The organism is Pseudoxanthomonas broegbernensis, assembly GCF_014202435.1.
In the GTDB taxonomy this organism is placed as follows: domain Bacteria; phylum Pseudomonadota; class Gammaproteobacteria; order Xanthomonadales; family Xanthomonadaceae; genus Pseudoxanthomonas; species Pseudoxanthomonas broegbernensis.
On sequence record NZ_JACHGU010000015.1, the window covers coordinates 1 to 24,582 of the forward strand.

Genomic DNA, 24,582 nt, shown 5'->3' on the forward strand with positions numbered 1-24,582 from the left:
GCCAGCGACAGGTCGCGCTGGGTCAGCATCGCCTTGGTCGCCGCAATCTTGATCTTGCCAGGGCGGGGATGGCGGTGATAGTCCAGCGCGGCCTGGCGCGCTTCGTCGTTCTTCTGGGACATCGTGCGAGGGGTCACGGCTTGGGGCCGGCCGCGGCCAGGCGCCAAGGGTCTGGCGCCTGCCGAGCGTGGGGGAGGAAGCGGCCCGGTGCCGGGGTGGCGGGTGCGGCCAACGCCAGGGTTGGCGCGCGGAGGGAGGTGATCCCCCCGCGCACGGGCGGGGGGAATGGAACCGTCAGAGCTCGACCGGGTGGGCGTAGGTCTCGGACTTGTCCGTGCGGAGCGCCTTCTTGGTGTCGTTGATGTGCGCCCATTCCGGGTGGGTGCCGGACAGCAGCACGGCCTTGTACGCGTCCTTGACGGCCTTCTTGCGGTCGAACTCGGCCTGGTTGGCATACTCCGTCACCAGGACGGCCTTGGGGTGCGCCAGCCCGCCGGTGGCTTCCCGCTCCAGGTACATGGTGTAGCGGGTCATGATGCCGGAGAACATCTGGTTGGCCATGTTCGGCTCGATGTAGGCGTCGGTGTAGTCCTGGTATTCCTGCGGCGACACCAGCGACTCGTACTGGCTGATCACGAAGATCGATTTCGACGGGTCGTTCTTCTTGGTGCGGCGGTCGAGCAGAACGTCGGCACGGCTGGCGACCACATCCGGGCCCAGTCGCGCGGCCTCGCTGTTCCTCCACTGCTCGTAGGCGGACTCGCTGGGGAAATCCAGGATCGCGAGTTCGTTGAATCCCTCGTCGTACCCGGGCTTCTCCTCGTGGCCGTACTTCTTCACCAGGACCACGTCGGACAGGGCGCCGGCCGACTTCCAGCCGGCCAGCATCTGGGCCAGGCCGGCGGGCGCGGTCTTGTCGGGCATCACGAACAGCAGGACGTGGGCCGGCTTCTCGGCCGCTGCCGGCGCCGCCCGCTCGCCGGCCGCCATCGTTTCCGCTTCCTTCTGGCCGCAGGCGACCACCGCCATGCAGGCCAGCAGGATGCCGAAGACTTTCGTTGCCTTTCCTTGCACAAGGGTTTTCATTTTCTTTCTCCGCTTACGGTGGATGGTCCAGTCGCACGGGGCCGTGCGGGGCCGTGGTGTCCGGCTGTGCGGACGGGGGGTGATCAGCGCGCCGGTACCGCCAGGGTCCAGCTCTGCGTCGTCCGCAGCGTTTCCTTCAGCCGGGATTGGCGGGTGTACTCGGCATCGGCGCGGGCGATGTCCTCGCTGAGCTTCTCCTTGATCGGCTCGGCGCCCTGCTCGGTCCGCGCATCGGCGTATTCCAGGACCAGGAGCGCCCGTCCGCCCTGCCCGTGTTCCAGGTACATCGCATAGCGGGTCAGGATGCCGTGCCGGAGCTGGGCCTGGAGGTACTTCGCCAGGTAGCCGTCGACCCATGCCTGGAAGTCCGCACGGGGAGCCGTCAGCTCGTAGTAGCTGATCTTGTAGACCGGCTTGCTGCCGGCGGCGGGAACCGCGCCGCCCTCGGTCAGCACATCGGCCCGCACGACCTCCAGGGGCGCGGCCAGGGACGCGGCGTTGGCCTTCTCCCATGCCGCCCGGCGCGCCTCGTCCGCGAAATTGAGCACAGCCATGGAGCCGAAGCCGGAAGGCTTGTCCCGCTTCACGCTGTCGACCCACACCACGTTCCCGGCACCCAGTTCCTGGCGCCAGCGGTCCACCTGGCCGGACAGCACTGCCGGCTTGGCGGCGCCTTCCGGCACGACGACGATCAGATCGTCGGCCGCCTTCGCGTTCGGACCCGCAAGAAGCAGCAACAAGGCCAAGGCGCTGGCGGACATCAAGCGTGAGGCGCGTGAGCGCGCGACCGGGGCAGTTTTCATTTCGCGTACCTACTCAGGAAGGAAAAGCCGTTGCGGGAGAGGATGCGTGGCACCGGCCGACGAGTGCCGGCACCACGCCGGGGAACGCGGTTCAGGGCGCCGGCGCGGACAGCAGCCACTGCAGGGCGGCGCCGTAGATGGCCATGCCGTCCTCGGTCAGGTCCGGGAAGCGCGGGGCATCGAGCGGGAACAGCAGGCGGCGCGCGGGGGCCACCACGTCGTTGGCCATCGTGGCGCCCTTCTCGAAGGCGAACATCGTGGCGTGATCCGGCTGGTTCGGGATGGTGGCGATGACCTGGGCGCCCGCCGGCGGACGGGACCAGGCGAGCACCCCCGGCGTGCGGAACAGCTTCATCTGGCCCGGCGGCAGCCCGGCCGCGGCGGGATGGTACGCACGCACCAGGTTCACGTAGTTTTCCGGCGGGTACAGGCTTTCCTTGTGGTCGTTCACGCCGTAGTCGGTGTTGCGGCGGCGGGTGACCATGCCGAGCGCGTCCACCGCCTTGGCTTCCAGCAACAGCACCGGGATGGCGGCATCGGCGTACTTCACGCCCAGCTTGTACTTGTTGGTGCTGGCCGAAATGATGACCAGGTCCATGCCCTGGGCGCGGCTGTCCGGGTCCATGTGGTCGGCCGTGCTGACCTCGAAGCCCAGCGACTCCAGCCATGCCAACTGGGCCATGTCCGAGGCCTCGTTCTCGGGCCACGGCAGGTCGTAGCGGCGGACGAACAGCACCTTCTTGCCCCGGGCGGCGCGCTCCAGCGCGGCGCGCTGCGCCTGGCGCGAAGCGGTCACCCGCGCTTGCGGGGGGCTGACCGCCCACTTCAGCGCCGCATCGAACAGGCGGCGGCCGCTGAACCAGGCGTACTCCTTGGGGTCGGCGGCGGCCGGCCCCTGCGCATCGGACAGGATCGACCAACTGTTGTGGCCCAGGAACAGGCCCACCCGCCGCGCCGGCGCCACGGCATCGCCGATCATCATGGCCTCGCGCTCGTAGGAGAACACGGCCGCCTTCTCGTAGTCGCCTTCGAACACCACCGCCACATCGGCGCCGCGGCCGGGCTTGCCCCAACTGGGATCGGTGACGCCGCCGCTGAACAGCAGCGGGGCGAACATGCCGTGCGGGATGCGCGCGGCCTTCAGGATGGGGTCGGTGGCGCTGGTGGCGTGGGCGTAGTAGTTGGCGTGGTTGGCGTTGTGGAACGGCTTCTCGCGCACGACCGAGAAGTCCTCATGCAGCCTGTCGCCGGTCATCCCCAGCAACGGGAAGCTGTACGCGTTCCAGGTCACGACCGGCACCTGGACGTGGCGGTACTTGGCGCCCAGCTCGCGGGCATCGGCCGTGGAGGAGATCAGGATCAGGTCCTTGCCCGCGGCCTGCACCGCGTCGGTTGCCGCCGCGGTGGTCACCTTGGCGCCCAGGGTCCCCAGGTAGTCGCGGATCAGCGGGTCGTCGTTGGGGACGCCCTTTGCCGTCTGCCCGATCACGAACAGCACCCGCTTGCCCTTGAGCGCGTCGCTGCGCACGGCATCCTGTGCCACGGCTGGAAGCGCGAGGAGTGCGCAGGCGATCAGGGCGATTTTTCCAACGGTCTTGAGCATGGCGTTATCTCGATGTGCGTTCACTTGCCGATCACCTGGATACCCTCGGGACCGGCCACGAAGGCGTGCCCGGTCTTCTCGTCGAAAGCCACCGCCGTGCCGCCGGCCACCCGCGGCACGCTGGCCTCCAGCGAAGGCGTCAGCTTGGCGTTCTGCACCACGTCCAGCGTGCCGTCGGCATTGGGCATGTACAGGCGCACCAGGCGTGCCGGCGCGTACTGGATGGCGATGCCCGCGGCCGCCGTGCCCTCGGTGTCGACCACGCTCAGCATCTGGCCCGGGTCCGGGTCCACCACGATCATCTTGCCGTTGCCGGTGGCCACGTAGATGCGGCGTTCCTTGACGTCGTTGACCAGCGCGACGGGCGCCTTGCCGGGCCATACCGAGATGGTCCCCAGCGAACTGAGCGAGGCGGTGTCGACCACGTGCAGGACGTCGCGCGCCTCGTCGGCCACGAACAGGTTGCCGCGGCCGTCGGCCGAGGCCTGCCGCGGGCGGCCGCCCAGGGACAGCGCACCCTTGGCGGCACCGCTCCTGGCATCCAGGGCCGCCAACTGGCCGCTCCTGGAGTTGGAGACATAGAGCACGCCCGCCTTGGCGTCGTACTCCAGCTCGCGCGGCTCGGTGCCGCCGGAAGGCACCGTGCCCACGGTGCCCAGGCCGTCCAGGTCGAAGATCGAGACGGTGCCGTGGTCCACGCTGGTGGCGTAGCCGCGGCGCAGGTCCGGCGCCAGCGCCAGGCCGCCGACGTCGCCCTCGATGGCGACCGCGCCGGTCTTCCGGCCGCTGTCGATGTCGTACACGTCGATGCCGCCGCGCCGCCCGGCGTACAGCCTGCGCGCGGCGGCGTCCACCTGCAGCGCCTGCACGCGCCCCGGGCCTTCGCTCCGCAGCGTCGAGACGACCTTGTAGTCCTGCGCCGCCGCCGGTGCGGGCACGAGCGCCAAGGCCAGGAACAGCAATGTCGATGCAACCGGTATCGATCTCATGATGGGTCCTGTGGTGGTCGGGTCCGGGCCGTGCGGCTCAGTGGCCGAGCGCCTGGCGGCCGGGGGCCGCCTGGAACTCGCGAAGGGGCAGGAATATCCCGTGCTCGCGCACGACCTGCTGCCCTTCCTGGCTCAGGATGAAGCGCACGAACTCATCCAGCGCCGGCGGCAGCGGCTTGCCCGGCTCCTTGTTGACGTTGAAGTACACCAGGCGCGTGAGCGGGTACCTGGCAAGCGCGACGTTCTCGTAGGATGGCGCCACCGCCGCCGCGCCGGGCGCCCGGGCCAGCGGAAGCATGCGCACCGGCGCGTCGATGTAGGCCAGGCCGGAGTAGCCCAGCGCATAGCGATCCTGGGCCACGTTGGACGCCAGCGGGAAGACCACCTTCTCGAAATGGACGTCCTCGCGCCACTCGCCGCGCTTTCCGTCGCGATCCAGGATCTTCTGCCGGATGAATTCCTCGAAGCCGTTCCAGGGCTCGATGCCGTGGGCGTTGATCCTCTTGTCCGCCCATTCGCCGGTCAGGCCCAGTTGGCCCCACGTGGTGATCGGCGCCATGCCGCCGTGGCGGGTGCGGGAGTAGATCGCATCGATCTGGTCGTAGGTCAGTTGCCGGATCGGATTGTCGGGATGGACGAAGAAACCCATGGCATCCAGGAATCCGTAGTGGCGATAGCTGCCGCCGGAGATCGGGATGCTGGTGGGACCGTAGCCGAAGCGCGCATTGAACTCGACCAGGTCCTCGGGCTTGAGCTCGCGCGAGACGAAGACGAAGTCCACCGACTCCTTGATCAGCTCCTTGGTGCCCAGGCTCCCGGCGTACGGCGGATCGATGCGCAGCTTCACGCCCGGGTGGTACCTGGCGAAGCGCTCGAACCACAGGCCGACCAGGCCCACCAGAACGTCGGACGATGCGCCCGAGAAGCTGCCGCCGAGCTCCACGCCCGGCGTGGGCACGTACCTGGGCAACCGCTCGTCGACGCTCGGCTGGAGCACCTCGGCGCGCGGCGGCTTGCGGCCCTGGGTGCGCCCGCTCTCCTTCTCCTCCTCCGTGAGCGGCGTATGCGAGGGCTGGCTGGGCTCCGGCCACTCCACCATGCCGGCCCGGGCCGTGCCCGCCCGGTTGGGCGAGGCGTCGCCGGCCTGGGCCGTGGCGGTCATGGCCGCCAGGCCCGCAAGCAGCAGGGAGGCAGCCTTGCGACGGCTCACCATAGGGGGATTCTCACGGAGAAGGTGATGTTGCGCGGCACCCCCGGCACGATTCCATTCTCGTTCGTGGTCGAGTTCACGCCTTCGAAATAGAGCTTGTCGAACACGTTGCCGATCTTCAGGGTGAGGTCGTAGCGGTCGGCCATGCGGTAGTAGAGCGCCACGTCGGCGACGGTATGCGCGGGCAGGATCAGCACCCGCCCGTCGTTGGCGCTGGGCAGGCTGCCGGCGACTTCGCTGCTGTAGGACACGCCGGCGCCGACTCCCAGGTTGCGCAGCGGACCTTCGGTGAAGTCGTAGCGCGTCCACAGGTTGGCCGACTTGAGCGCCGAGTTGGTCAGGCGCGAGCCCACCAATGGCGCGGAGGCGGCGGCATGGGTCTGCGACACGTACGCATCGGTGTAGGCGACGCCACCGATGAGCTGCAGGTTCTCGCTGGCCTGGTAGTTGATCTCCAGCTCGCTGCCCTTGGACCGCTCCGCGCCCACCTGCTGGGAGCAGGTGCCCCCGACGCCCGCGTTGCAGGCGATGGAGGCCACGGTGCCGGACTTCTCGATATCGAACAGGGCCAGCGTGGCGGTCAGGCGGTTGTCCAGCAGCTCGGTCTTGGCGCCGACCTCGTACTGCCGCCCCTCCTGGGGGTCGAACGGGTTCGGGTTGCCCGCCGCGTCCTGCACGCCCGCGGCCTGCGGGATGTACGAGGTGGCGTAGCTGGCGTAGAGGGTCCAGTGGGACAGGGGATGGAACAGCAGGCCGGCCGTCGGCAGCACCGCGGAGGACGAGGTCTGGTTGCGCGTCAGCGGTGGCGTCTTGCGCTCCTCGGTTTTCTGCTTCTCGTCCGCGTAGCGGACGCCGAGATTCAGCTTCCAGCGCTCGGACAGCGTCATCAGGTCCGACACGTAGACGCCGGCGGAGGTGTTCTCGGTGTAGCGGCGGTTCACCGGGCCGGTGGGGAAGCTGCTCAGCGGCGGCGTCTGGCCCAGGATCGGGTTGTAGATGTCGACGTTGATGCGGCCGGGCCCCGGCAGCGACGCGGCGCCCGTGGCCGGGCCGTCGTGGAATTGGATGCGCTCGAAGTCGGTCGTGTCCACCCCGTAGGTCGTGCCGACCAGGAGCTTGTGTTCGACCGGCCCGGTGGCGAACGGGATGGAGAGGTTCGCGTCGAAGTAGTCGTAGTCGCGCTTGTTCAACTGCTGGCGGGCGCGGCGGCGCAACGTCACGCCATCGGCCAGCACGCCGACGTTGTCGAATCCCTTGGCGTGGTCCTCGCCGCGCACGCTGCGGCTGGCCAGGTTGAGCGTGGCGCCATTGTGGAAGTAGTGCGACAGGGTCAGGGTGCCGGAGTACGCCTCCTCGTCGGCGGTGTCCTCCTTCTCCTGGTAGCGCGTGCGGATGTCGGCGATGCGGCGGATGTCCTTGTTCGGCGCCACCAACTGGTTGTTCTCGTACGAGTTCTCGCGCTTGCGGTACTCGAAGGCGGCGGTAAGCTGCGTGGCGTCGGTCGCGTGCCAGGTCAGGCTCGGCGCCACGTACAGGGATTCGTCCCAACTGTTGTGGCGGAACCCATCCTTGTCGGCGCGCTCGGCGACCAGGCGATACAGCAGCCGCTGCTCGCTATCGATCGGCCCGGTGAAGTCCACGCCGATGCCGTAGCCGTTCCGGTCGCCGAACGACAGGCCCGACCCGCTGTAGGTCGAGCCGCGGATGTCGACCACGGCCGCGGACTTGGCCTTGGGCTTCTTAGTGATGATGTTGACGAATCCGCCGGGCTGGGCGGCGCCGTAGAGGATCGAGGCCGGCCCCTTGACCACCTCCACGCCTTCGGCGGCGAAGGTCGGCGGCGAGCCGAAGCGCCCCGCCACGCCGGGCAAGCCATCGACCATGATGGCGTTCTTGTCCGACTGGGTGCTCTTGAAGCCGCGGATGGAGATGTCGTACCCGGTATTGCCGCCGCGGCGCACGCCGGTCATGTAGTTGTAGAGGTCGGCGATGCTGGTGGTCTCGATCGACTTCATGAACGAGTCGCTGTACGCGGCCACCGAGTACGGCGTCTCCATCACCGTGATGTCCTGCTTCATGGCGCTCTTGGCGCCCTGGGCCACGAACTTGGCCTGCACCTGCACCGTGTCCAGGGACGTCGCGTCCTGGCTGGCCGCTACCGCCCCGTCCGCCGCGTATTCCTCGGCGGACGCCTCCTGTGCACCTGCGATGTGCACCAGGCCCATCATTACAGCGACTGCCAGCAGATTCTTACGAGCCATGATCTCCCCTCCCAAGGCGACCAAACACCAATCAAATGTGGGAATACTTCGGTTGTACCGCGAGCAAGCTACGACTTGTGGAATTGAAACGAATCATCGGGAAACGAGCGGAAATACGGCGCAGGCCATCGCAGTGGCCATCATGAGCAGGCAGATGAGCACGGCCCACTTGAGGGTGAATTTCTGGTGGTCGCCGAACTCGACGCCCGCCAGGCCGACCAGCAGGTAGGTCGATGGCACGAGCGGGCTCAGAAGGTGCACCGGCTGCCCGATCAGCGAGGCGCGTGCCATCTCGACCGGGGTGATGCCATAGGTCTGCGCGGCCTGCGAGACGATCGGAAGCACGCCGTAGTAGAACGCGTCGTTGGAGATGAAGAACGTGAACGGCATGCTGGACAGCGCCGTGATCGAGGCCAGGTAGGGCCCCCACGCGTCCGGGATGATCGCCAGGAAGCTCCCCGACATCGCCTCCACCATCCCCGTTCCCGAAAGGATGCCGGTGAACACGCCGGCCGCGAAGATCACCGCGACCACGGGCAGCGCGTTCTTCGCGTGCTCGGAGACGCGCTCGCGCTGCAGCTTCACGCAGGGATAGTTGACGACGACCGCGATCGAGAAGCCCACCATGAACAGCACCGACAGCGGCAGCACGCCGAGGATCAGGCACGCCATCAGCGCCGTCGTCAGCAGGACGTTGAACCAGAGCAGGCGCGGGCGCTTCAGGAGCTGCGCGTCGTCCTCGGACGGCAGCAGCGCGCCTTCCTGGATTTCGGGCGATCCGTGCAGGTCGATGGTGCCCAGGCGCAGCCGCTCGCGCTTGCCGAGCACGTACGCCAGGCCGATGACGCCGGCGACGCCCACCACCATGGACGGGATCATCGGGACGAACACGTCCGACGGCTCGACATGGAGGGCGCTGGCCGCGCGCGCCAAGGGGCCGCCCCAGGGAGTCAGGTTCATCACGCCGCCCGCCAGGATGGTCACGCACGTCAGGTTCAGCGCATCCATCCCCAGGCGGCGGTACAGCGGCAGCATCGCGGCCACGGTGATCATGTAGGTGGTGGAACCGTCGCCGTCGAGCGAGACGAACGCGGCCAGGATGGCCGTGCCCATCACCACCTTGAGCGGGTCGCCTCCCACCGCCTTGAGGATGCGGCGGATGACCGGGTCGAACATGCCCGCGTCGATCATCACGCCGAAGTACAGGATGGCGAACATCAGCATCACGCCGGTGGGCGCCAGCGTCTTGATGCCGTCCAGCATCATCGTGCCCAGCCCCGGCCCGCCGAATCCGCCGATGAGCGCGAACAGAATCGGAATCGTGATCAGCGCGACGAGCGGGGACAGCCGCTTCGTCATGATCAGCGCCATGAAGACGATCACCATCCCAAATCCAAGCAAGGTCAGCACTGCCTGCTCCTTATCCCCATCCCCAGGGACAGCCGTGGTCACGACAGGCACCTGCCTGGCGTCCCCTCATGCGCAACCGCGATGGCTGCGCTGAGCGTGGAGCGATACTAGGCAGGGCTTACTGTCGACCACCTGACATTGCAGCGCAGCATTTCCGCCAGCCTCCGGCCGCCTCCCCTCATGGGAGGAAATGCGGCGAAAACAGGCGTTTTCCGGCACCCGCGAGCCGGGCCGCATCGGCCCGGCAGGAAACCCCGGCTTAGCAAGCCATTCGGCGATGCCCCGGCGCGGGCATCGCGGACGGGTTCACGGGGCGTCGCCGAGGATGGCGCGCCAGGCTTCGAGCATCTGCCGGCGCTTGTGCTGGTCCAGGTACACCAGCAGGCCGGGGCCCAGGCTGATGGGCCGCAGGACGCCGACCTGCGACTCGTTGACGCCCAGCCGCTCGTAGACGCCGTCGAGTTCCTTCCTGATCGGCGGCAGCCCGCACTGCGAGGCCATGACCCGCTGGCCGCGCACCGACAGCAGGTATTCCAGGAACTTGTGGGCGAGCGCGGGATTGGGCGCGTTCCTCGCGATGACCACGGTGCGCGCCACGACCAGGGTGTGGTCGCGCGGGTAGACCAGCAGGAAGTTCCTGTCGCTTCCGGGCCGCGCGCGCGCGTAGGACCCCAGCAGGTTGTAGCCGGCGACCAGCTCGCCTTTCTCGATGCGCTCGAGCAGCGTGGCGGTGTGTTCCTCCACCTGCAGGTTCATGTCGCCGAACGCCTCGACCAGCGCGCCGAACTCGCTGCTGTGGCGCACGTCCTGCGACGCCAGAAGGTAGCCGACGCTGCTCCTGGAGATGTCGTAGGTGCCGATCCGGCCCCGCCAGAATTCCGGGTCCCGTCGTATCTGGTCGATCAACTCGGCGCGCGACTGGGGCACGACGCGGCCCTTCATCGCCTCGCGATTGAAGACCATGACGGCGGGTTCGAACGTGAAGCCGAAGGCCTCGTCGCGCCAACGCGCCCAGGCCGGCAATGCGGCGACGCTGCCGGACAGGTGCCTGGCCGTGTATCCGTCGTTGACCAGCTTGACCTGCAGGTCCATGGAGGTGCTGATCAGCAGGTCGGCGCGCCGGATGCCCTGGTCGGACTCGCGGACGAACCGCTCGTATTGGGGGGTGGCGTCAAGGTTCTCGTAGTGCACGCCGATGCCCGGATGCAGCCGCTGGAAATCCACCAGCAGCGGCTCGAACACCGCCGTGTCCAGGGTGCTGTACAGGGCGATGGTCCCTTCCGGCGTGCCACGGGCCGGGTATTCCTTGCCGGTCGCCGCCGCGGCGAGCAGACACAGGGCAAGCGGCCACCAGCGCGCGCTCATCGCATCCCCCGCAGGCTCAGCCGCACGGTCAGGCCGCCGCCTTCCCGGTCGATCAGCTCGATCGTTCCGCCATGGCTGTTCACCACGCGCGAAACGATGGCCATGCCCAGGCCGGCGCCCGAGGACCGGGTGCCGGCGCGCTCGAACCGCTCGAAGATGCGCGCGCGGTCGGCCTCGGCGATGCCCTGGCCGCGGTCGGACACGGTGAGCGCGTAGGTGTCCCCCTCCTGGCGCAGGGCGATCTCGACCTCGGCATCGGGGCCGAACGCATCGGGCGTGCCGTGCCGGATGGCGTTGTCGATCAGGTTCTTGATGGCCTCCCCGAGCAGCACCGCGTCGCCGCGCATGCGGGCACGCGCCATGCTGCTGATGAATCCCACCTGCACGTCGCCGGACATGGGGACGGCATCGCGCATCGCGCGCTTGATCACGTCGACCAGGTCGAAGGATTCGAAGCTCCTCAGGTCCGCGCGGTGCATGACCATCGCGTCGCTGAGGAGCTGGTTGACCAGGCGCGTGAGTCTTTGCGCATTGCGTTCCACGTTCGCCAGGCCGCGCCGCATCTCGCGCGGGTCGTCCTCCTCCAGCGCAAGCTGCGCCTGCGCGCGCAGCCCCGCCAGCGGCGTGCGGATCTGGTGCGCCGCATCGCCGATGAACGAGCGCAGGCCCGCCATGTTGCCTTCCAGCCGGCGCATGAACCCGTTCATGGCGTTCACCATGGGCTGGACCTCCGCCGGCACCGGCACGCCGAGGGCATGCAGGTCGGACGGCTCCCGCCCGGCGAGGTCGGCGCTGAGGGATTCCAGCGGGCGCAATGCCCGGCCCACCCCGAACCACGCCAGCGCCAGCGCCAGCGACGTCAGCAGCGCGATGGGGAGCAGCGCGCCCAGCACCAGTTCGCCGGCCAGTTCCTCCCGGGCCTGGCGCGTCTGGCCGACCTGCACCCATACCCAGCCATGCAGGCCGGGCTGGGCCAGTTGCCGGCCCAGCAGGACGAAGCGCACCACCTCGCCGCGGAAGGTGGCATCGAAGAACCGCGGCGCGGGGAGCTCGGAGGGTTCGTCGCGCCTGAAGCGCGAGGCCGGTATCTGCGGCAGGTCCGCATAGCCGGTGACGGTCTGCGCGCCGGGGCCGAAGACGCGGTAGAAGACCTTGTCCTCCGGCGCGGCCGACAGCATGTCCAGGGCGGCGTACGGGATGTCCACCCGCACCTGGGCGCCGTCCACCGACAAGGTCTCGGCGATGGACAGCGCCGAACCCGCCAGCAACCTGTCGTACGAAAGGTCCGCCGCACGCAAGCCGTACGCGCGCGCCGCCAAGTACATGGCCACCGTTCCCGCCAGGAACAGCAGCGCCATGGTGCCCACCAGCCGCGCCTTGAGCGAGAGGACCCGCTCACGCATCCCGCGCGGCCCTGGCCTCGGCCACGTAGCCCAGCCCGCGCATGGTCCGGATGGCCAGGTGGTCCCCCAGCTTCCGCCGCAGGCGGCCCACGTAGACCTCGATGGCGTTGGCGCCGGCCTCGTCGTCGAAGTCGAAGAGCTGCGAGGAGATGTCCTCCTTGCTCAGGACGCGTCCGAGGTTGCCGATCAGGATCTCCAGCAGGCGGTATTCGCGCCTGGGCAGGTCGATCAGCGTATTGCCGATCGTCACCGTCTTGGAGGTGCGGTCGAAAACCAGCTCGCCGATCGCGGTGCTTCCCGACGCGATGCCCTGCGCGCGCCTGAGCAGCGCCCGGCAACGCGCATCGAACTCGCGGAAGTCGAACGGCTTGGACAGGTAGTCGTCGGCGCCCACGTCCAGCGCCCCCACGCGGTCCTCTATCTCCGAGCGCGCCGTCAACATGAGCACCGGCGTGCGCTCTCCCCGCGCGCGCATCCCGCGCAGGATGGAAAACCCGTCGCGCCGGGGCAGGCCGATGTCGAGGATGACCAGCTCGTAGCGCTGGTAGCGCAGCACCTCGTCCGCGGACTGGCCGTCGCGCTGCCAGTCCGCCGCATACCCTTCCCGCTTCAACCGACGCTGGACCGCATCGCCCAGGTCGGCATCGTCTTCCACCACCAGTATCCGCACGCCGAGGCCCTCTCCGCGATGCCGTTGCTGACGCAACACACAGCCAACGTGTCAGCTTCACGACAGCTTCCGCATTTAGCTTCCCAGCATCGTACACGGTGGTGTGCGCAGGTGTGGAGCCGCAGCGCGAAGCGCGTTTTCGCGCGCTGATGCCCCGCTTTCTTGTTGCTGCAACGCAGCACCCGAACCGATCGGCCCACGCACCGCGCGCATCGCCCGGCAGCGCCGCCGATCCAAGAGGAGACCTCCGACATGGGTACCGCTCTTCCGAACACGAAGGCACGCACGCTGGCACTGGCGCCCTTGGCGCTGGCGCTGGCCGTGGCGCTGCCGCCGGTCCAGGCCCTGGCCCAGACGGCCGACGAAGCGCAACTGATCCGCGAGGAGCTGAACACCTTGCGCGAAGAACAGTCGCGCATCGCCCGGATGCAGCAACGCAACGAGGCCGCGATGCGGGCGCTGGAAACACGCCTCGGCGTGGCGCCTCCCGCCGTGGCGCCCGAATCCGCCGTCGCGACGCGATCACCCGCGCCCGCGGCCAGCGGCGCACTGGACCGGCTGAAGGTCACGGGCGACTTGCGCCTGCGCAGCCAGCACGATCGCTCGGACAGCGACCGTCCGGACCGGACCAGCGGCCAGGTGCGGGCGCGCCTGGGCGCCACCTATGCCGTCAACGACCGGGTCACCGTGGGCGGCCGGCTGGTGACCGGCGACGCGGACGATCCCAACAGCTCGGACGTGCAGCTTTCCAACTGGGCCGACGATTTCGAACTCAGCCTCGACCTGGCTTATGCGCAGCTCGACTTCGGCGACCTGAAGGTCTATGGCGGCAAGTTCCCGCAACCCTTCGCGCGCACCGATCTGGTCTGGGACGGCGACGTCAACCCACAGGGCCTCGGCGCCACCTACAAGCGTGCGCTGAATGGCGGCGGCGCGCTGCGGGTCAATACCCTGTTCTTCGTCGTCGACGAGCAGGCCGCCGGCCCCGACAGCACCATGGGCGGCCTGCAGCTTGGCTACGACTCGCCCGACTACGGCGGCTTCAAGTACGACGTCTCCGGCGCCTACTACCGCTACAGCCTGGGCAGCCTGGCCGGGGCGGACGCGGGCGACTGGCGCAGCAACCGGCTGAACCCCGATGGCAGCTTCCAGTCCGACTACGAGCTGGCCAACCTGCTCGTCGGGGCCACGTGGCAAGGGACCCATGAGAAGTGGCCGCTGCGCGTGGTCGGCGACTACGTCCGCAACCTGGGCGCGATCGACGACCAGGACACCGGCTTCGGGGTGGACGTGAGCCTGGGCCGGGCCAGCAAGCCGGGCGACTGGCGCTTCACCTACGGCTACGCGCAGACGGACGTGGATGCGGTCATGGCGGCGTTCTCGCAGGACAACATCGGCATCGCCACCAACTACAAGCTGCATGCGTTCACGGTGGACTACACGCCGATGCCCAAGACGATGATCAGCGCCATCTGGTACCACCACAAGCCCAACGACCCCGCCTATGCCGGCAGCAACGCCCCGGACGACTGGCTGGACAGGATCCGCCTGTTCTTCCTGATGAACTTCTAGGGCCTTCCAGGAAATCCGCCGGATGAGCCGCGGGACGAGGGGGTTCGCCACGGTGGCGGCGAGCATCGCGGCCGGCACCTCGATCCAGGCGCTGAACGGGCCCTTGCCGTGGATGATCGGCCCCATCCTGGCGTTTGCGGCATCCAACGCGGCACATGCCGGCCTGCATGTGCCGCGCTCGCTTCGCTACGCCGGCCAACTGCTGGTGGGCACCGCGCTGGGGCTCTACTTCACCGCGGCGGTGGTGGATCGCCTGGTCGGCCTGCTGGGGTGGATCGCGCTGGCCACCGTGCTTTCCTTGGGCATGGGGCTGATCGCCTCGCGGATCCTCGTGCGGATCGGCCGCGTGGATCCGGTCACGGCCTTCTTCGCCGGCACGGTCGGCGGGGCCGCGGAAATGGCCAACCAGGCCGAGCGCCATGGCGCCCGCGTGGACCAGGTGGCCGCATCGCAGGTCACCCGCGTGCTCCTGGTCGTGCTCCTGCTGCCGCTGGGGTTCCAGCTCACCGGGCTGCAGGGCGACGATGTGTACCACGCCGCGTCGCTCCCGTTCCGGCCGCTGGCATTGACTGCCCTGCTCGCCGGCAGCCTGCTCGCCGGAGGGGCGGCCTCGCGGCTGGGCGTGCCCAACGGCTGGTTGTTCGGACCCTTGGCGCTGAGTGCGGCACTGACCGCCACCGAGCACGCACCGTCCGCGGTGCCTTCGGCGCTGGTCAACCTCGGCCAATGGTTGATCGGGTGTTCGCTGGGCGTGCGCTTCACGCCCGACTTTTTCCGGGGATCGCCCCGGCTCCTGTTGGGCGTGCTGGTCAGCGGGTGCGCGCTGATCGCGCTGTGTCTTTGCGCCGGAACACTGGTCGCCGGGCTTTCCGGCATTCCCTGGGCGACGATGGCGCTCGCCACCGCACCCGGCGGGCTGGCCGAGATGGGCCTGACCGCCAAGCTCCTCAAGCTCGGCGTACCGGTCGTGACCGCGTTCCACATCGTCCGGCTGGCGGTGGTGGTCGCCGCCGCCGGGCCCGGGTTCCGGCTCCTTTGCCGCATACGGGCGAAGCGGCACTCATAAAACGGGGCAGGCGCATGCGACGGCAGAAGGCTCCAGCCACGCGAGGGCCCTGATCGTCCGGCCGCATGCCGGGCGTCCAGTCTCAGGCGGGCGAGCCGTCCAGGGGCGAGGGCGCGGCATCGCCGGCGGTGCCGCGATTCCGGGCCAAGCCTTGCGCCCATCGATCGAACGTCAGGAAGAGCACCGGCGTGATCAACAGCGTGATCACCTGGGACAGGACCAGCCCGCCCACGACCGCCACGCCCATCGGCTGTCGGAGCTCGGCGCCCGCGCCCAACCCCAGCGCCAGCGGCAAGGCGCCGACCATCGCGCAGATCGTGGTCATCATGATCGGGCGGAACCGGTGCCTGCACGCCGCCTGGATGGCCCGCTCGGCCGGCCATCCCCTGGTGCGCTGCGCCTCCAGGGCGAAGTCGATCATCATGATCGCGTTCTTCTTCACGATGCCGATCAGCAGCAGGATGCCGACCATGGCGATGAAGGTGAGCTCCAGACCGGCCAGGCGCAGCGCCAGCAACGCACCGACCGCCGCGGAGGGGATGCCGAGCAGGATGGTCACCGGGTGGATCCAGCTTTCGTACAGCACGCCCAGGATCAGGTAGATGACGGCCACCGCGGCCACCAGCAGCCATACCTGGGTGGACTGGGATTTCTCGTACAGCGCCGCCTGCCCGTCGAACGATCCGAAGACCGTATCCGGCATGCCGATGGCCTGCCCCGCCTGCGCGATGGCCGACTGCGCGTCGGACAACGAGTACCCGGGCGCCAGCTCGAACGACAGGGTGTGGGACGGCAACTGCGCCTTGTGGGCCACCAGGGTCTTGCCCGCGCCGCGCGTGAACGTGGCGATGGCGCCCAACGGCACCATCGACCCGTCCGCGGCGCGCACGTGGACGCGCCCCAGCGCCTGTTCGTCGCGCCGCTGCGCATCGGCCAGCTCCATGATCACCTTGTAGCTGGCTTCCGGCGCATAGATGGTGGACACCTCGCGCGCGCCGAAGGCGGCGTACATCGTGTTCCGGAACGAAGCCATGTCCACGCCGAGCATCGCCAGCTTGTTGCGGTCCACCCGGATCGACGCTTCCAGGCCCAGGTCCTCCGCGTCGGACTCCACGTCGGCGAAGACATCGGACGCCTTCAGCTCCTGCAGCAGCCGGTGGGCCCAGGCGTCGAGCTGGTCCGAGCCGATGGACTGCAGGGTGTACTGATAGGCGCTGGAGGAGGTGTTCGCGCCCACCTTCAGGTTCTGCACCGGGCTGAAGGACACGGAGATGCCGGGCAGGACATTGGTGTCCTTCCTCATCCTGGCCAGGACTTCGGCCATCGGCGGGCGCTGGCCGCGGGCCTTCAGGTCGATGTCGAGCTTGGTGCTGTCGTGGTCGACCTTGGATGAGATGGTGCGCACCGCATCGTCGCGGAGCAGGATCTCCTGCACCTCGCGCAGCGCCTTCAGGCGCGCCGCATACGCCATGTCCGGCGGCGCCTTCAGCTTGACCGCCACCTGCCCGGTGTCCTCCTGCGGGAAGAAGCCCTTGGGCGCCCAGTGGTACATCAGGGCCGTCAGCAGGATGGTGGACAGCCCGACCCACAGCACCACGGCACGGTGCCCCAGCGCCCAGCGCAGGGCATGCGCATAGCCCGCCGCCGCCCATTCCATCGGGCCTGGCCGGGCCTGCGGCGTCCCCGGACGGGCGCGGCCCGGGCGCGATGCGGACAGGATCGCCGGGGCGATCGCAGGAATCAGGGTCAGGGAGACCGCGGCCGAGACCAGGATGGCCGAGGACACCACGATGGCGAACTCGTGGAACAGCAGCCCCATCGTCCCGGGCATGAAGAAGATCGGGATGAAGACCGCCACCAGGGAGACGGAGATCGAGACAACGGTGAAGCCGACCTCCCGGCTGCCGCGGTCCACGGCCTCGCGGATGGGCAGCCCGTCCTCCCGGTGGCGCATGATGTTCTCCAGCACGACGATGGCGTCGTCAACCACCAGGCCCACGGCAATCGTCAGCCCCATCAGGGAGATGTTGTTCAGGCTCAGGCCCAGCACCCACATGAGGGCGAACGTGCCCAGCAACGAGACCGGCACGGTGATCGCCGGGATGACGGTGGCCGACAGCCGCCGCAGGAACAGGAAGATCACCAGCACCACCAGGGTCACCGTCAATCCCAGGGTGAGGTTGACGTCGTGGATGGCGTGGCGGATGGACAGCGACCGGTCGCCCAGGATGCGGACCTGGATCGAGGATGGCATCTGCCCGCGCAGCCGCTCCAGGGCCTGGGTGACGCCGTCGATGGCCGCCACCGTGTTGGCGCCGGGCTGGCGCCGCACGTCCAGCACGATGGCGTAGGTTCCATTGACCTCGCTGGTGTTCTGCGCGTCCTCGACGCTGTCGACGACCTGCGCCACGTCCCCGAGCTGCACCATGCTTCCGTTGCGGGCCGCGATGACGACGCCGGAGAAGTCTTCCGCACGCATCAGCCCGGTGTCCATCTGCAGCATGAGCACCTGCCGGTCGCCATCGAGCTGGCCCAGCGGCGTGTTGGCATTCGTCGCCTTGAGCGCAGAGGCCACTTCCAGCAGCGTCAGGTCCAGCGCCGCCAGCTTGTGCGGATCGACATGCACGCGGACCGCATAGCGCTTGCGGCCCTTGACGGTGACCTGCGCCACGCCGGGCACGGTCGAAAGCGCGGGAACCACCACCTCGTCGATGTAGGTGTTCAGCCTGGACAAGGGCATGGCCGGCGAGTTCAAGGCCACCGAGACGATCGGTGCGTCGCCCGGGTTGATCTTCTTGTAGCTGGGCGGCGCGGGAAGCTCCGAGGGCAGGGAACGGCTGATGCGGAACAGCGCCGCCTGCACGTCCGCCGCCGCCGCGTCGATGCTGCGCGAGGCCTCGAACTCCAACTGGATCTTGGTCTCGCCCTGGATGCTGGTGGAGGTGGTGCCCACCAGCCCGGGAATGGCGGAGAACTCCTTCTCCAGGGGCGTGGCGATGGAGGTCGCCATGTTCTGCGGGCTCGCCCCCGGCAGCTTCGCCTCCACCTCGATGGTCGGGGTCTCGTAGCGCGGCAGCGCCGAGATCGGCAGCCGCAGCCAGCAGACGACACCCAGCACGACCACGGCCAGCCACAGCATGAGGGTGGCGATGGGCCGGTTGAGGCACAGCGTGGAAATGTTCATTGGGCTTCGCCGGCGGCGGCGGGAACGCGGACGCTCATCCCGTCACGGATCGACTGGTTGCCCTCGGACACGATCGCCTCGCCCGCCGGAAGCCCGGTGACGACGGCCCGGCCATCCTGGATGCCGGCGAACGCGACCGGGCGCATGCGGGCCCGGCCGTCGGCGTCCACCTGGTAGACGAAATGCCCGTCCGGCCCTTCCAGCAACGCCTGTGGAGGCAGCACCACGGCGTCGCGCTTCACCCCGGCCGTCACCCTCAGGTTGACGAACGCCCCGGGCCACAGGCGCTCATCGGCGTTGTCGAACCGGGCCTTGAGGCGGATGGTCCCGGTGGCCGGATCGATGCTGTTGTCGGTGAACACGAGGGTCCCGTCCATCGGACCCTGCGCGGTGTCCGCGCTCACCGCGGCCTGCCCTCGCTTCAGCGCCTGCGTCAGGCCGCCCAGCTCGCGCTCCGGGAGGCTGAACTCCACGGCGATGGGATCGATCTGCACGATCCTCACCAGGCCCACGCTGTCGGACGGCCTGACCAGCGCGCCGCGCCGTACCGCGATGGCCCCGGCACGGCCGGAGATCGGCGCGACGATGCGGGAATACCCTTCCCTGACCTGGCTGCTTTCGATCTCGGCGCGCGCGGCCTGCTGCTGGGCCTGCAGCATCTCCACCTTGCTGGCGGCCGCATCCAGCGCGCTGGGGGAAATGTACCTGGAGGCGACCAGTTCCTTGGACCTGGCGTGGTTGCGGCGGGCGTCGTCCAGTTCCGCGCTGGCCTGCGCATACCTGGCCCTGGCCTGGCGGACCAGCGCCGGAGCATCCCCCCCGTCCAGCACGAACAGCAGTTGCCCGGCCGTCACGTCCTGCCCTTCCTGGAAGTCCAGCGATGCGACCATGCCGTCGATCTGCGGCCGCACCTCCACCTCGTTCACCGGCACCACATGGCCTTGCGCCTCGACGATGTGCGGCAGGTCCATCATCGTGCTGGTCACCAGCTCGACCAGGGGCGGGGCTTTTCCGTCGGAGACCTTGGCGCTGACCGCGTCCCCGGACAGGAGATACCCGGCCGCGGCGAAGACCCCCGCGGCGGCGAGCGCGGGCAGGACCCATCGGGCACGGAGTACGGCGGGAATGCGGATCGGCTTCATCGACGGCCCTGCGGATGATGAACCCGGGACGACGCATGGAGACAACCGCGCCGCCCGAACGCGCGGCCCGCACGACGATGGAGCGCCTCGCTGCCACCATGGCCGTCCCGGGGGGAGGCTAGGATGGCTATCCTTTTAGCCGGTCCAAGCTGACATCCGGCCATGCGGCGGCGTCAGTTTGGTGTCAGGCAAGGAGTGGAATGCTAGCGGCATGCGCCTGTTCCTCCCCATCCTCCTCGTGGCCTCCTCGCTGGCCCTCGCCGTCGCGCCCACCCCCTCCCTGGGGAAGGACAAGGACCGCAAGGCCGAGGAACGCCGCGCCAAGCAGCAGGCCCAGGAGGCCGCGCTGGCGGCGCTCCAGCGCGGCGAGATCCTTCCGCTGGCCCGCATCATGCAGATCGCCACTTCGCTGGTCCCGGGCGACATCATCGAGATCGAGTACAAGGCCGGGCCCAAGTACGAGATCAAGATCCTCACCGCCACCGGCCGCATCCGGGAACTCAAGCTCGATGCGAGGACGGGCGAGGTCATCAAGATCAAGGACAAATGAGTGCGCGCCCTGCTCGTCGAAGATGATCCGGACGTCAGCGCCGACGTCGCCTCGGCATTGGCCGCCAACGGCTTCATCGTCGAATGCGCCGACGACGGCCGGCGCGCCTGGTTCCTGGGCGACACCGAAGACTACGATGTCTGCATCCTGGACCTCGGCCTGCCGAGCATGGATGGCCTCTCCGTGCTGCGGCGCTGGCGCTCGGCCGAGCGCGCCTTCCCCATCCTGATCCTCTCGGCCCGTGGCGACTGGACAGAGAAAGTGGAAGGAATAGAGGCCGGCGCCGACGACTATCTCTCCAAGCCATTCAAGATCGGCGAACTGGTCACGCGGACCCGCGCGCTCGTGCGGCGGGCGGCCGGCCGCAGCTCGCCGCTCCTGGAATGCGGCCGGCTGGTACTCGATACCCGGCGCATGAGCGCCACGCTGGACGGCGGCCCGATCCGGCTTTCCGCGCTGGAATTCAGGTTCTTCGACTACCTGGCCCACCAGTCGGACCGGGCCGTGTCGGCCGGCGAGCTCGCCGAGCACCTCTACGGCGCCAGCGAATCGGGCGACACCAACGCCATCGAGGCCCTGGTCCTGCGCCTGCGAAGGAAATTCGGGAGCGACATCGTCGTCACCCGGCGCGGATTCGGATACCAGATAGGAAGCGACGACCCAGGATGAACTCCGGCTCGCTGCGATGGCGCCTGATGCTGGGAGCGGCCGCCGCCATGCTGGCGGCGCTGACGCTGGCCTTGTTCGTCATGAGCCTGCTGTTCTCCCGGCATATCGAGCGGCGCGTCGCCGAGGAGCTGAAGCGCGACGCCCTGCGCATCGCGGCGAGCCTCGATCTCGACCCGGCGGGCCTGGCCCAACCGGGCACCTCCCCTTCCGACCCGCGCTACGACACCCCCGCCGGCGGCCGCTACTGGCAACTGTCGACCCCGGCGGGAACCAGCCGCTCGCTCTCCCTGTGGGACGAGAGCCTGCCGGCCCCGGCGACGGTACGGCCCAACCAGTGGCATGTCCGCGAGGCCAACGGCCCCTTCGGCCAGCGGATCATGCTGTTGGAGCGCCAGGTGAGCGTCCAGGACGACGACGCGCCCATCACCGTCCAACTTGCCCAGAACACCGCCGAGCTGCGCGTGGCGCGCGACCAGTTCCGCCGCGAGCTCGGCCGGTTCCTGATCGTGCTGTGGCTGATGCTGATGGCCGCGGCGTGGATACAGATCCACCTGGGCCTGAGGCCCCTGAGAAGGCTGCGCAACGAACTGGAGCGCATGCAGCGCAGCCCCAGCGAGCGCATGGACGGGCGCTACCCCAGCGAGGTGACCCCGCTGACGTCGGCCATCAACCGGTTGGCCGAGGCCCGCGAACGCGACGTCCTCCGCGCCCGCCGGCGCGCCGCGGACCTGGCCCATTCGTTGAAGACGCCGCTGGCCGCCATGGGCGCGCTGAGCCGGCGCGTCCGCGCCACCGGGCAGCCGGCGCTGGCCGACGATCTCGATCGCGTGATCGCCACCGCCGGCGCCGCGCTCGAGGCCGAGCTCGCGCGTTCGCGCGCCGCCGCCATCCGCGACAGCATCGACGCCGCCCAGGCCGACCCGAACGGGATCGCCGACCGGATCATCGCGGTCGTCCAGCGCACGGAGCGGGGCGGCGCGCTCGTGTTCAACGCGGACATCGACGCGACGCTCAGGCTGCCCATCGCCAACGACGACCTCATGGAGGTTCTCGGCGCCCTGATCGAAAACGCCACCCGCTTCGCAAGGCGCCAGGTGCTCATCACCGGCCTGGCCACGGCGCAGGGGGTGGAACTGACCGTGGAGGACGACGGCCCGGGCTTGAACATCAGCACCGAAGAAGCCCTGACCCGGGGCGGCCGCCTGGACGAAACCGGCAGCGGGAACCACGGCCTCGGCCTATCGATCGCCCGCGACATCATCGAAGCCACGCAAGGCACGCTGGCCCTGGGCAAGTCCGGGCTTGGCGGGCTCCAGGTCCGCTTGGCGTGGCGGGCGACGTCGGTGCCGGGCAAGTCTTCCCTGGCGGTCGGGCATGGATGAAGCGCCTGATCGAAGGGGAAATGGGCCCACCAGCAATCGCACTGGCTGAGTAAATTACTGAATTAGAAAGACTTTAGTGAAGTCCGGAGATGGCCTTACTCACAGTCTTACTCGCTTTCTTCGGGCCGCCCTCCTGAAGAAAGCACCTGCTCGTCAGTACGCAACACAGGACGCAGCTAACCAGTCAGGTACGTTGGGCGGCACGGGGCCATTTCGGCCACCACGTCCTCGAAAAAAGCGGCTATTTCTGTTCCTGATATGTTTCGTCATGCTGCCTCCCTCCTGGCAGGCAGCCAGGGCTATTCATGCATTTGGGCTTTCCTATCCCTCCACTAGCTTCGCGGCCCTGGGATCGTAGATGTAGCCAGTGATGCTGCCATCCTTGATGCGCGCGACAGCCTCGTCGATCACGAACAGCGGAACGAGAAACCATTCCTCGGGCTGCACAGGGTGACCGAAGCGGTCGCTGATGGTGATGTTCAACCGCGCGGGCGCGAACAGCCTGTGGAACAGGTTCTCCATTCTGGTGCGGTTGATGCCGGCGAGCTTGTAGGTCGCCACCACTTCGACCTTCGCCAACAGGTAGGTAGAATCGTGTTCGGCGTTGGCGATGCGCGCCTCCACCCTGCCACCAGTCACCCCTACCTTGTGGATGATGTCGCGGTGTTGCGCGACATAGGGATGATCGGACAGGGAGCGCAAGACGTAGATCGTGCCACTTTCAACATCATCGGCCTCAAGCTCGCCGCCAAAGGAAAGCTGCCCGCTCTCGGGCGAGGTCAGCCGCCGCGCGGCGGCGTCGTTGTAGAACGCACGCTGGAGCGAGCGCAGCAGCAGATTGCTTTCGGTGCCGTTGGAGAAGATGAGGCGCAGGCGACGGTCCAACTCCCCTGCCGTCGTCTTCAGCGGCTCGCCGACCTCGGCGACGTAGAGCGTAAGGCCATCGAGAACGAAAAAGTCCCCGGCTTCAATCGCGCGGCGGCCCGCTTCGATGGGCTGGGATTGGCGCATGCCGGTCTTGACTTCCGCCTGCACGCGCTCAAACAAGGGTCGGAAGGTCTCGAAGTCCTCGCAGGGTTTGCGATCCGCGACCTCCTCGGCGGCGCGCTTTTCGGCGCTGGTACGGACATGGCGCAAGACCGTGATGTCATCCGTGCCAGCAACATCCGTCAGCTCGGCAGCTAGGTCGTCGATATCGATAGTTTCATCTGCCGAAGTGGCAACGGTCGGCGCCCCAGCAAGCAAGCCCTGATGGTCCAGTGGCTCAAGCAAGGCGCGGCAAAACGGGAGCGCACGTAGACGGTCGAGGCGCACAGCATATAAGCGCTCGAATATGTCGCGGTCTTCGCCATGCTGCGGCGCACGCCCATGCTGCTCGGTGAACCGTTGGATTTCCTCGAAGCCAGCAATGACACGTTCCTCGCTGGCTGGGCGTCCACTTTTCTTCTCAGATGGTGCGAACTCGGCCAGTTCTGCCGCCAGATCGTCCAGATCGGAGTTACTCATAGCGCCCCTCCGCCCTGAAACGCATGAATGCGACCGCGCCTTCGGCAAGGTGCTTTTCCCAGGCGTCCTGCGACGTCACCGATGGAGCTCGCCCACGCTCGCGTTTGAACTCAACCGCGCGCTTGGCAATCACTTTGGCATCTTCAGGCGTGATTGAGGTGCGTTTGGCCGAGATAGCCGCCGCAACCTGCTTCAAACTGTCCTCGCTCATGGTCTTGGCGAGGATGGCATAGGCTTCCCCGAATGGGTTGATGCGGTCGATCAGGTCGATGTCCAGCTCGCGCACATCCATCGCAAAGCGGCGCACACCGTCGATCAGGGCGGTATTGGGCGATCCGTCGCTGTCCCCTTCAGTGACAAGCCGCTTGGCTTGTTGCGTGAGGTTGAGGGCAGCGATGGCATGCTGTCGCACAGCCTCCTGATCTTCCGCGTCAAGTTCGGGATACTTGTCCTTGATGATCTTGCCCATGCGAACCTGCGTCAGTTCCTCCGGCACCAATTCCTCATCGAATAGGCCACGCTCGATGGTGGGCTTGTCCTGCACGAAAGCCGCGATGACTTCGTTCAGGTCTTCTTGACAGATTCGCGCTGCCTCCTTGCTCTTGGGCTCGGCGAGGCCCCTGATCTCAATTTGGTACGCACCTGTCTGCTCATTGACACCGACATTGCAGCGGTCCGCGTCATAGCCACCCTCGCCGTAGTTAAATCCCG

The 24,582-nt window shown here is 68.2% G+C and carries 18 protein-coding genes and 1 pseudogene; 5 read left to right on the top strand and 14 right to left on the bottom strand.

From position 1 onward, the window contains the following. Positions 1 to 294: 294 nt before the first annotated feature. The 10 genes from HNR76_RS14845 to HNR76_RS14890 form a co-directional block, all read right to left on the bottom strand. Complete coding sequence (locus tag HNR76_RS14845) at positions 295 to 1,086, bottom strand: hypothetical protein (protein WP_162311859.1); 792 nt, start codon at positions 1,084 to 1,086, stop codon at positions 295 to 297. Between the two features lie 83 nt (positions 1,087 to 1,169). Further along, positions 1,170 to 1,847, bottom strand: a complete 678-nt coding sequence (locus tag HNR76_RS14850; RefSeq protein ID WP_162311858.1) for a hypothetical protein — start codon at positions 1,845 to 1,847, stop codon at positions 1,170 to 1,172. Between the two features lie 133 nt (positions 1,848 to 1,980). Next, a complete protein-coding gene (locus HNR76_RS14855) occupies positions 1,981 to 3,492 on the bottom strand; it encodes a hypothetical protein (protein WP_162311857.1) in 1,512 nt (503 codons plus the stop codon). A gap of 20 nt (positions 3,493 to 3,512) precedes the next feature. Continuing rightward, a complete protein-coding gene (locus tag HNR76_RS14860) occupies positions 3,513 to 4,481 on the bottom strand; it encodes a YncE family protein (protein WP_162311856.1) in 969 nt (322 codons plus the stop codon). 37 nt (positions 4,482 to 4,518) lie between these two features. After that, positions 4,519 to 5,694, bottom strand: a complete 1,176-nt coding sequence (locus HNR76_RS14865) for a PstS family phosphate ABC transporter substrate-binding protein (protein ID WP_162311855.1) — start codon at positions 5,692 to 5,694, stop codon at positions 4,519 to 4,521. After that, entirely contained in the window at positions 5,688 to 7,952 is a 2,265-nt protein-coding gene (locus HNR76_RS14870; protein WP_162311854.1) for a TonB-dependent siderophore receptor, read from the bottom strand. The genes HNR76_RS14865 and HNR76_RS14870 overlap by 7 nt, the downstream gene beginning before the upstream one ends. Before the next feature lie 93 nt (positions 7,953 to 8,045). After that, positions 8,046 to 9,362 carry a CitMHS family transporter gene (locus tag HNR76_RS14875; protein ID WP_162311853.1) on the bottom strand — a complete coding sequence of 439 codons (1,317 nt, stop codon included), beginning with the start codon at positions 9,360 to 9,362 and terminating at the stop codon, positions 8,046 to 8,048. Positions 9,363 to 9,668: 306 nt separating this feature from the next. Continuing rightward, positions 9,669 to 10,727, bottom strand: a complete 1,059-nt coding sequence (locus HNR76_RS14880) for an ABC transporter substrate-binding protein (RefSeq protein ID WP_162311852.1) — start codon at positions 10,725 to 10,727, stop codon at positions 9,669 to 9,671. Continuing rightward, the gene (locus HNR76_RS14885; RefSeq protein ID WP_162311851.1) at positions 10,724 to 12,130 is read right to left on the bottom strand and encodes a sensor histidine kinase; all 1,407 of its coding nucleotides are present in this window, start codon (positions 12,128 to 12,130) and stop codon (positions 10,724 to 10,726) included. Before HNR76_RS14885 ends, HNR76_RS14880 begins: the two co-directional genes overlap by 4 nt. Next, positions 12,123 to 12,800, bottom strand: a complete 678-nt coding sequence (locus HNR76_RS14890) for a response regulator transcription factor (RefSeq protein WP_162311850.1) — start codon at positions 12,798 to 12,800, stop codon at positions 12,123 to 12,125. The genes HNR76_RS14885 and HNR76_RS14890 overlap by 8 nt, the downstream gene beginning before the upstream one ends. A gap of 252 nt (positions 12,801 to 13,052) precedes the next feature. On the opposite strand from HNR76_RS14890, the gene HNR76_RS14895 reads away from it, so the two are divergent. Both HNR76_RS14895 and HNR76_RS14900 read left to right on the top strand, forming a co-directional pair. Then, positions 13,053 to 14,372: a putative porin gene (locus HNR76_RS14895; RefSeq protein WP_162311849.1), complete on the top strand. Its 1,320-nt coding sequence runs from the start codon at positions 13,053 to 13,055 to the stop codon at positions 14,370 to 14,372. Positions 14,373 to 14,394: 22 nt separating this feature from the next. Beyond that, entirely contained in the window at positions 14,395 to 15,438 is a 1,044-nt protein-coding gene (locus HNR76_RS14900; protein WP_162311848.1) for an AbrB family transcriptional regulator, read from the top strand. Positions 15,439 to 15,520: 82 nt separating this feature from the next. On the opposite strand, the gene HNR76_RS14905 is transcribed toward HNR76_RS14900, so the two are convergent. After that, positions 15,521 to 18,622 carry an efflux RND transporter permease subunit gene (locus tag HNR76_RS14905; protein ID WP_162311847.1) on the bottom strand — a complete coding sequence of 1,034 codons (3,102 nt, stop codon included), beginning with the start codon at positions 18,620 to 18,622 and terminating at the stop codon, positions 15,521 to 15,523. After that, positions 18,619 to 19,764, bottom strand: a complete 1,146-nt coding sequence (locus HNR76_RS14910) for an efflux RND transporter periplasmic adaptor subunit (protein WP_162311846.1) — start codon at positions 19,762 to 19,764, stop codon at positions 18,619 to 18,621. Before HNR76_RS14910 ends, HNR76_RS14905 begins: the two co-directional genes overlap by 4 nt. A gap of 211 nt (positions 19,765 to 19,975) precedes the next feature. Between HNR76_RS14910 and HNR76_RS14915 the strand changes: the two genes are divergently transcribed. The 3 genes from HNR76_RS14915 to HNR76_RS14925 are packed head-to-tail and all read left to right on the top strand — an operon-like array spanning position 19,976 to position 22,365. Beyond that, a complete protein-coding gene (locus tag HNR76_RS14915; RefSeq protein WP_162311845.1) occupies positions 19,976 to 20,314 on the top strand; it encodes a PepSY domain-containing protein in 339 nt (112 codons plus the stop codon). Continuing rightward, positions 20,315 to 20,983 carry a response regulator transcription factor gene (locus HNR76_RS14920; protein ID WP_162311844.1) on the top strand — a complete coding sequence of 223 codons (669 nt, stop codon included), beginning with the start codon at positions 20,315 to 20,317 and terminating at the stop codon, positions 20,981 to 20,983. Next, positions 20,980 to 22,365, top strand: a complete 1,386-nt coding sequence (locus tag HNR76_RS14925) for a sensor histidine kinase (protein ID WP_162311843.1) — start codon at positions 20,980 to 20,982, stop codon at positions 22,363 to 22,365. The genes HNR76_RS14920 and HNR76_RS14925 overlap by 4 nt, the downstream gene beginning before the upstream one ends. Before the next feature lie 321 nt (positions 22,366 to 22,686). Here HNR76_RS14925 and HNR76_RS14930 read toward each other — a convergent pair whose 3' ends face one another. Beyond that, positions 22,687 to 23,871, bottom strand: coding sequence for a GIY-YIG nuclease family protein (locus HNR76_RS14930; RefSeq protein WP_162311842.1), 1,185 nt, complete (start codon positions 23,869 to 23,871; stop codon positions 22,687 to 22,689). Continuing rightward, positions 23,864 to 24,582, bottom strand: a pseudogene (locus HNR76_RS14935) (DEAD/DEAH box helicase); the annotation flags it as partial. The gene HNR76_RS14930 and the pseudogene HNR76_RS14935, both read right to left, overlap by 8 nt.

Bases quoted from the DNA above. Each gene is read 5' to 3' on its own strand.
- HNR76_RS14845 (WP_162311859.1), bottom strand. From the start codon at position 1,086: ATGAAAACCCTTGTGCAAGGAAAGGCAACGAAAGTCTTCGGCATCCTG.
- HNR76_RS14865 (WP_162311855.1), bottom strand. From the start codon at position 5,694: ATGGTGAGCCGTCGCAAGGCTGCCTCCCTGCTGCTTGCGGGCCTGGCG.
- HNR76_RS14915 (WP_162311845.1), top strand. From the start codon at position 19,976: ATGCGCCTGTTCCTCCCCATCCTCCTCGTGGCCTCCTCGCTGGCCCTC.
- HNR76_RS14855 (WP_162311857.1), bottom strand. From the start codon at position 3,492: ATGCTCAAGACCGTTGGAAAAATCGCCCTGATCGCCTGCGCACTCCTC.
- HNR76_RS14885 (WP_162311851.1), bottom strand. From the start codon at position 12,130: ATGCGTGAGCGGGTCCTCTCGCTCAAGGCGCGGCTGGTGGGCACCATG.
- HNR76_RS14860 (WP_162311856.1), bottom strand. From the start codon at position 4,481: ATGAGATCGATACCGGTTGCATCGACATTGCTGTTCCTGGCCTTGGCG.
- HNR76_RS14930 (WP_162311842.1), bottom strand. From the start codon at position 23,871: ATGAGTAACTCCGATCTGGACGATCTGGCGGCAGAACTGGCCGAGTTC.
- HNR76_RS14895 (WP_162311849.1), top strand. From the start codon at position 13,053: ATGGGTACCGCTCTTCCGAACACGAAGGCACGCACGCTGGCACTGGCG.
- HNR76_RS14910 (WP_162311846.1), bottom strand. From the start codon at position 19,764: ATGAAGCCGATCCGCATTCCCGCCGTACTCCGTGCCCGATGGGTCCTG.
- HNR76_RS14850 (WP_162311858.1), bottom strand. From the start codon at position 1,847: ATGTCCGCCAGCGCCTTGGCCTTGTTGCTGCTTCTTGCGGGTCCGAAC.
- HNR76_RS14905 (WP_162311847.1), bottom strand. From the start codon at position 18,622: ATGAACATTTCCACGCTGTGCCTCAACCGGCCCATCGCCACCCTCATG.
- HNR76_RS14925 (WP_162311843.1), top strand. From the start codon at position 20,980: ATGAACTCCGGCTCGCTGCGATGGCGCCTGATGCTGGGAGCGGCCGCC.
- HNR76_RS14880 (WP_162311852.1), bottom strand. From the start codon at position 10,727: ATGAGCGCGCGCTGGTGGCCGCTTGCCCTGTGTCTGCTCGCCGCGGCG.
- HNR76_RS14900 (WP_162311848.1), top strand. From the start codon at position 14,395: ATGAGCCGCGGGACGAGGGGGTTCGCCACGGTGGCGGCGAGCATCGCG.
- HNR76_RS14870 (WP_162311854.1), bottom strand. From the start codon at position 7,952: ATGGCTCGTAAGAATCTGCTGGCAGTCGCTGTAATGATGGGCCTGGTG.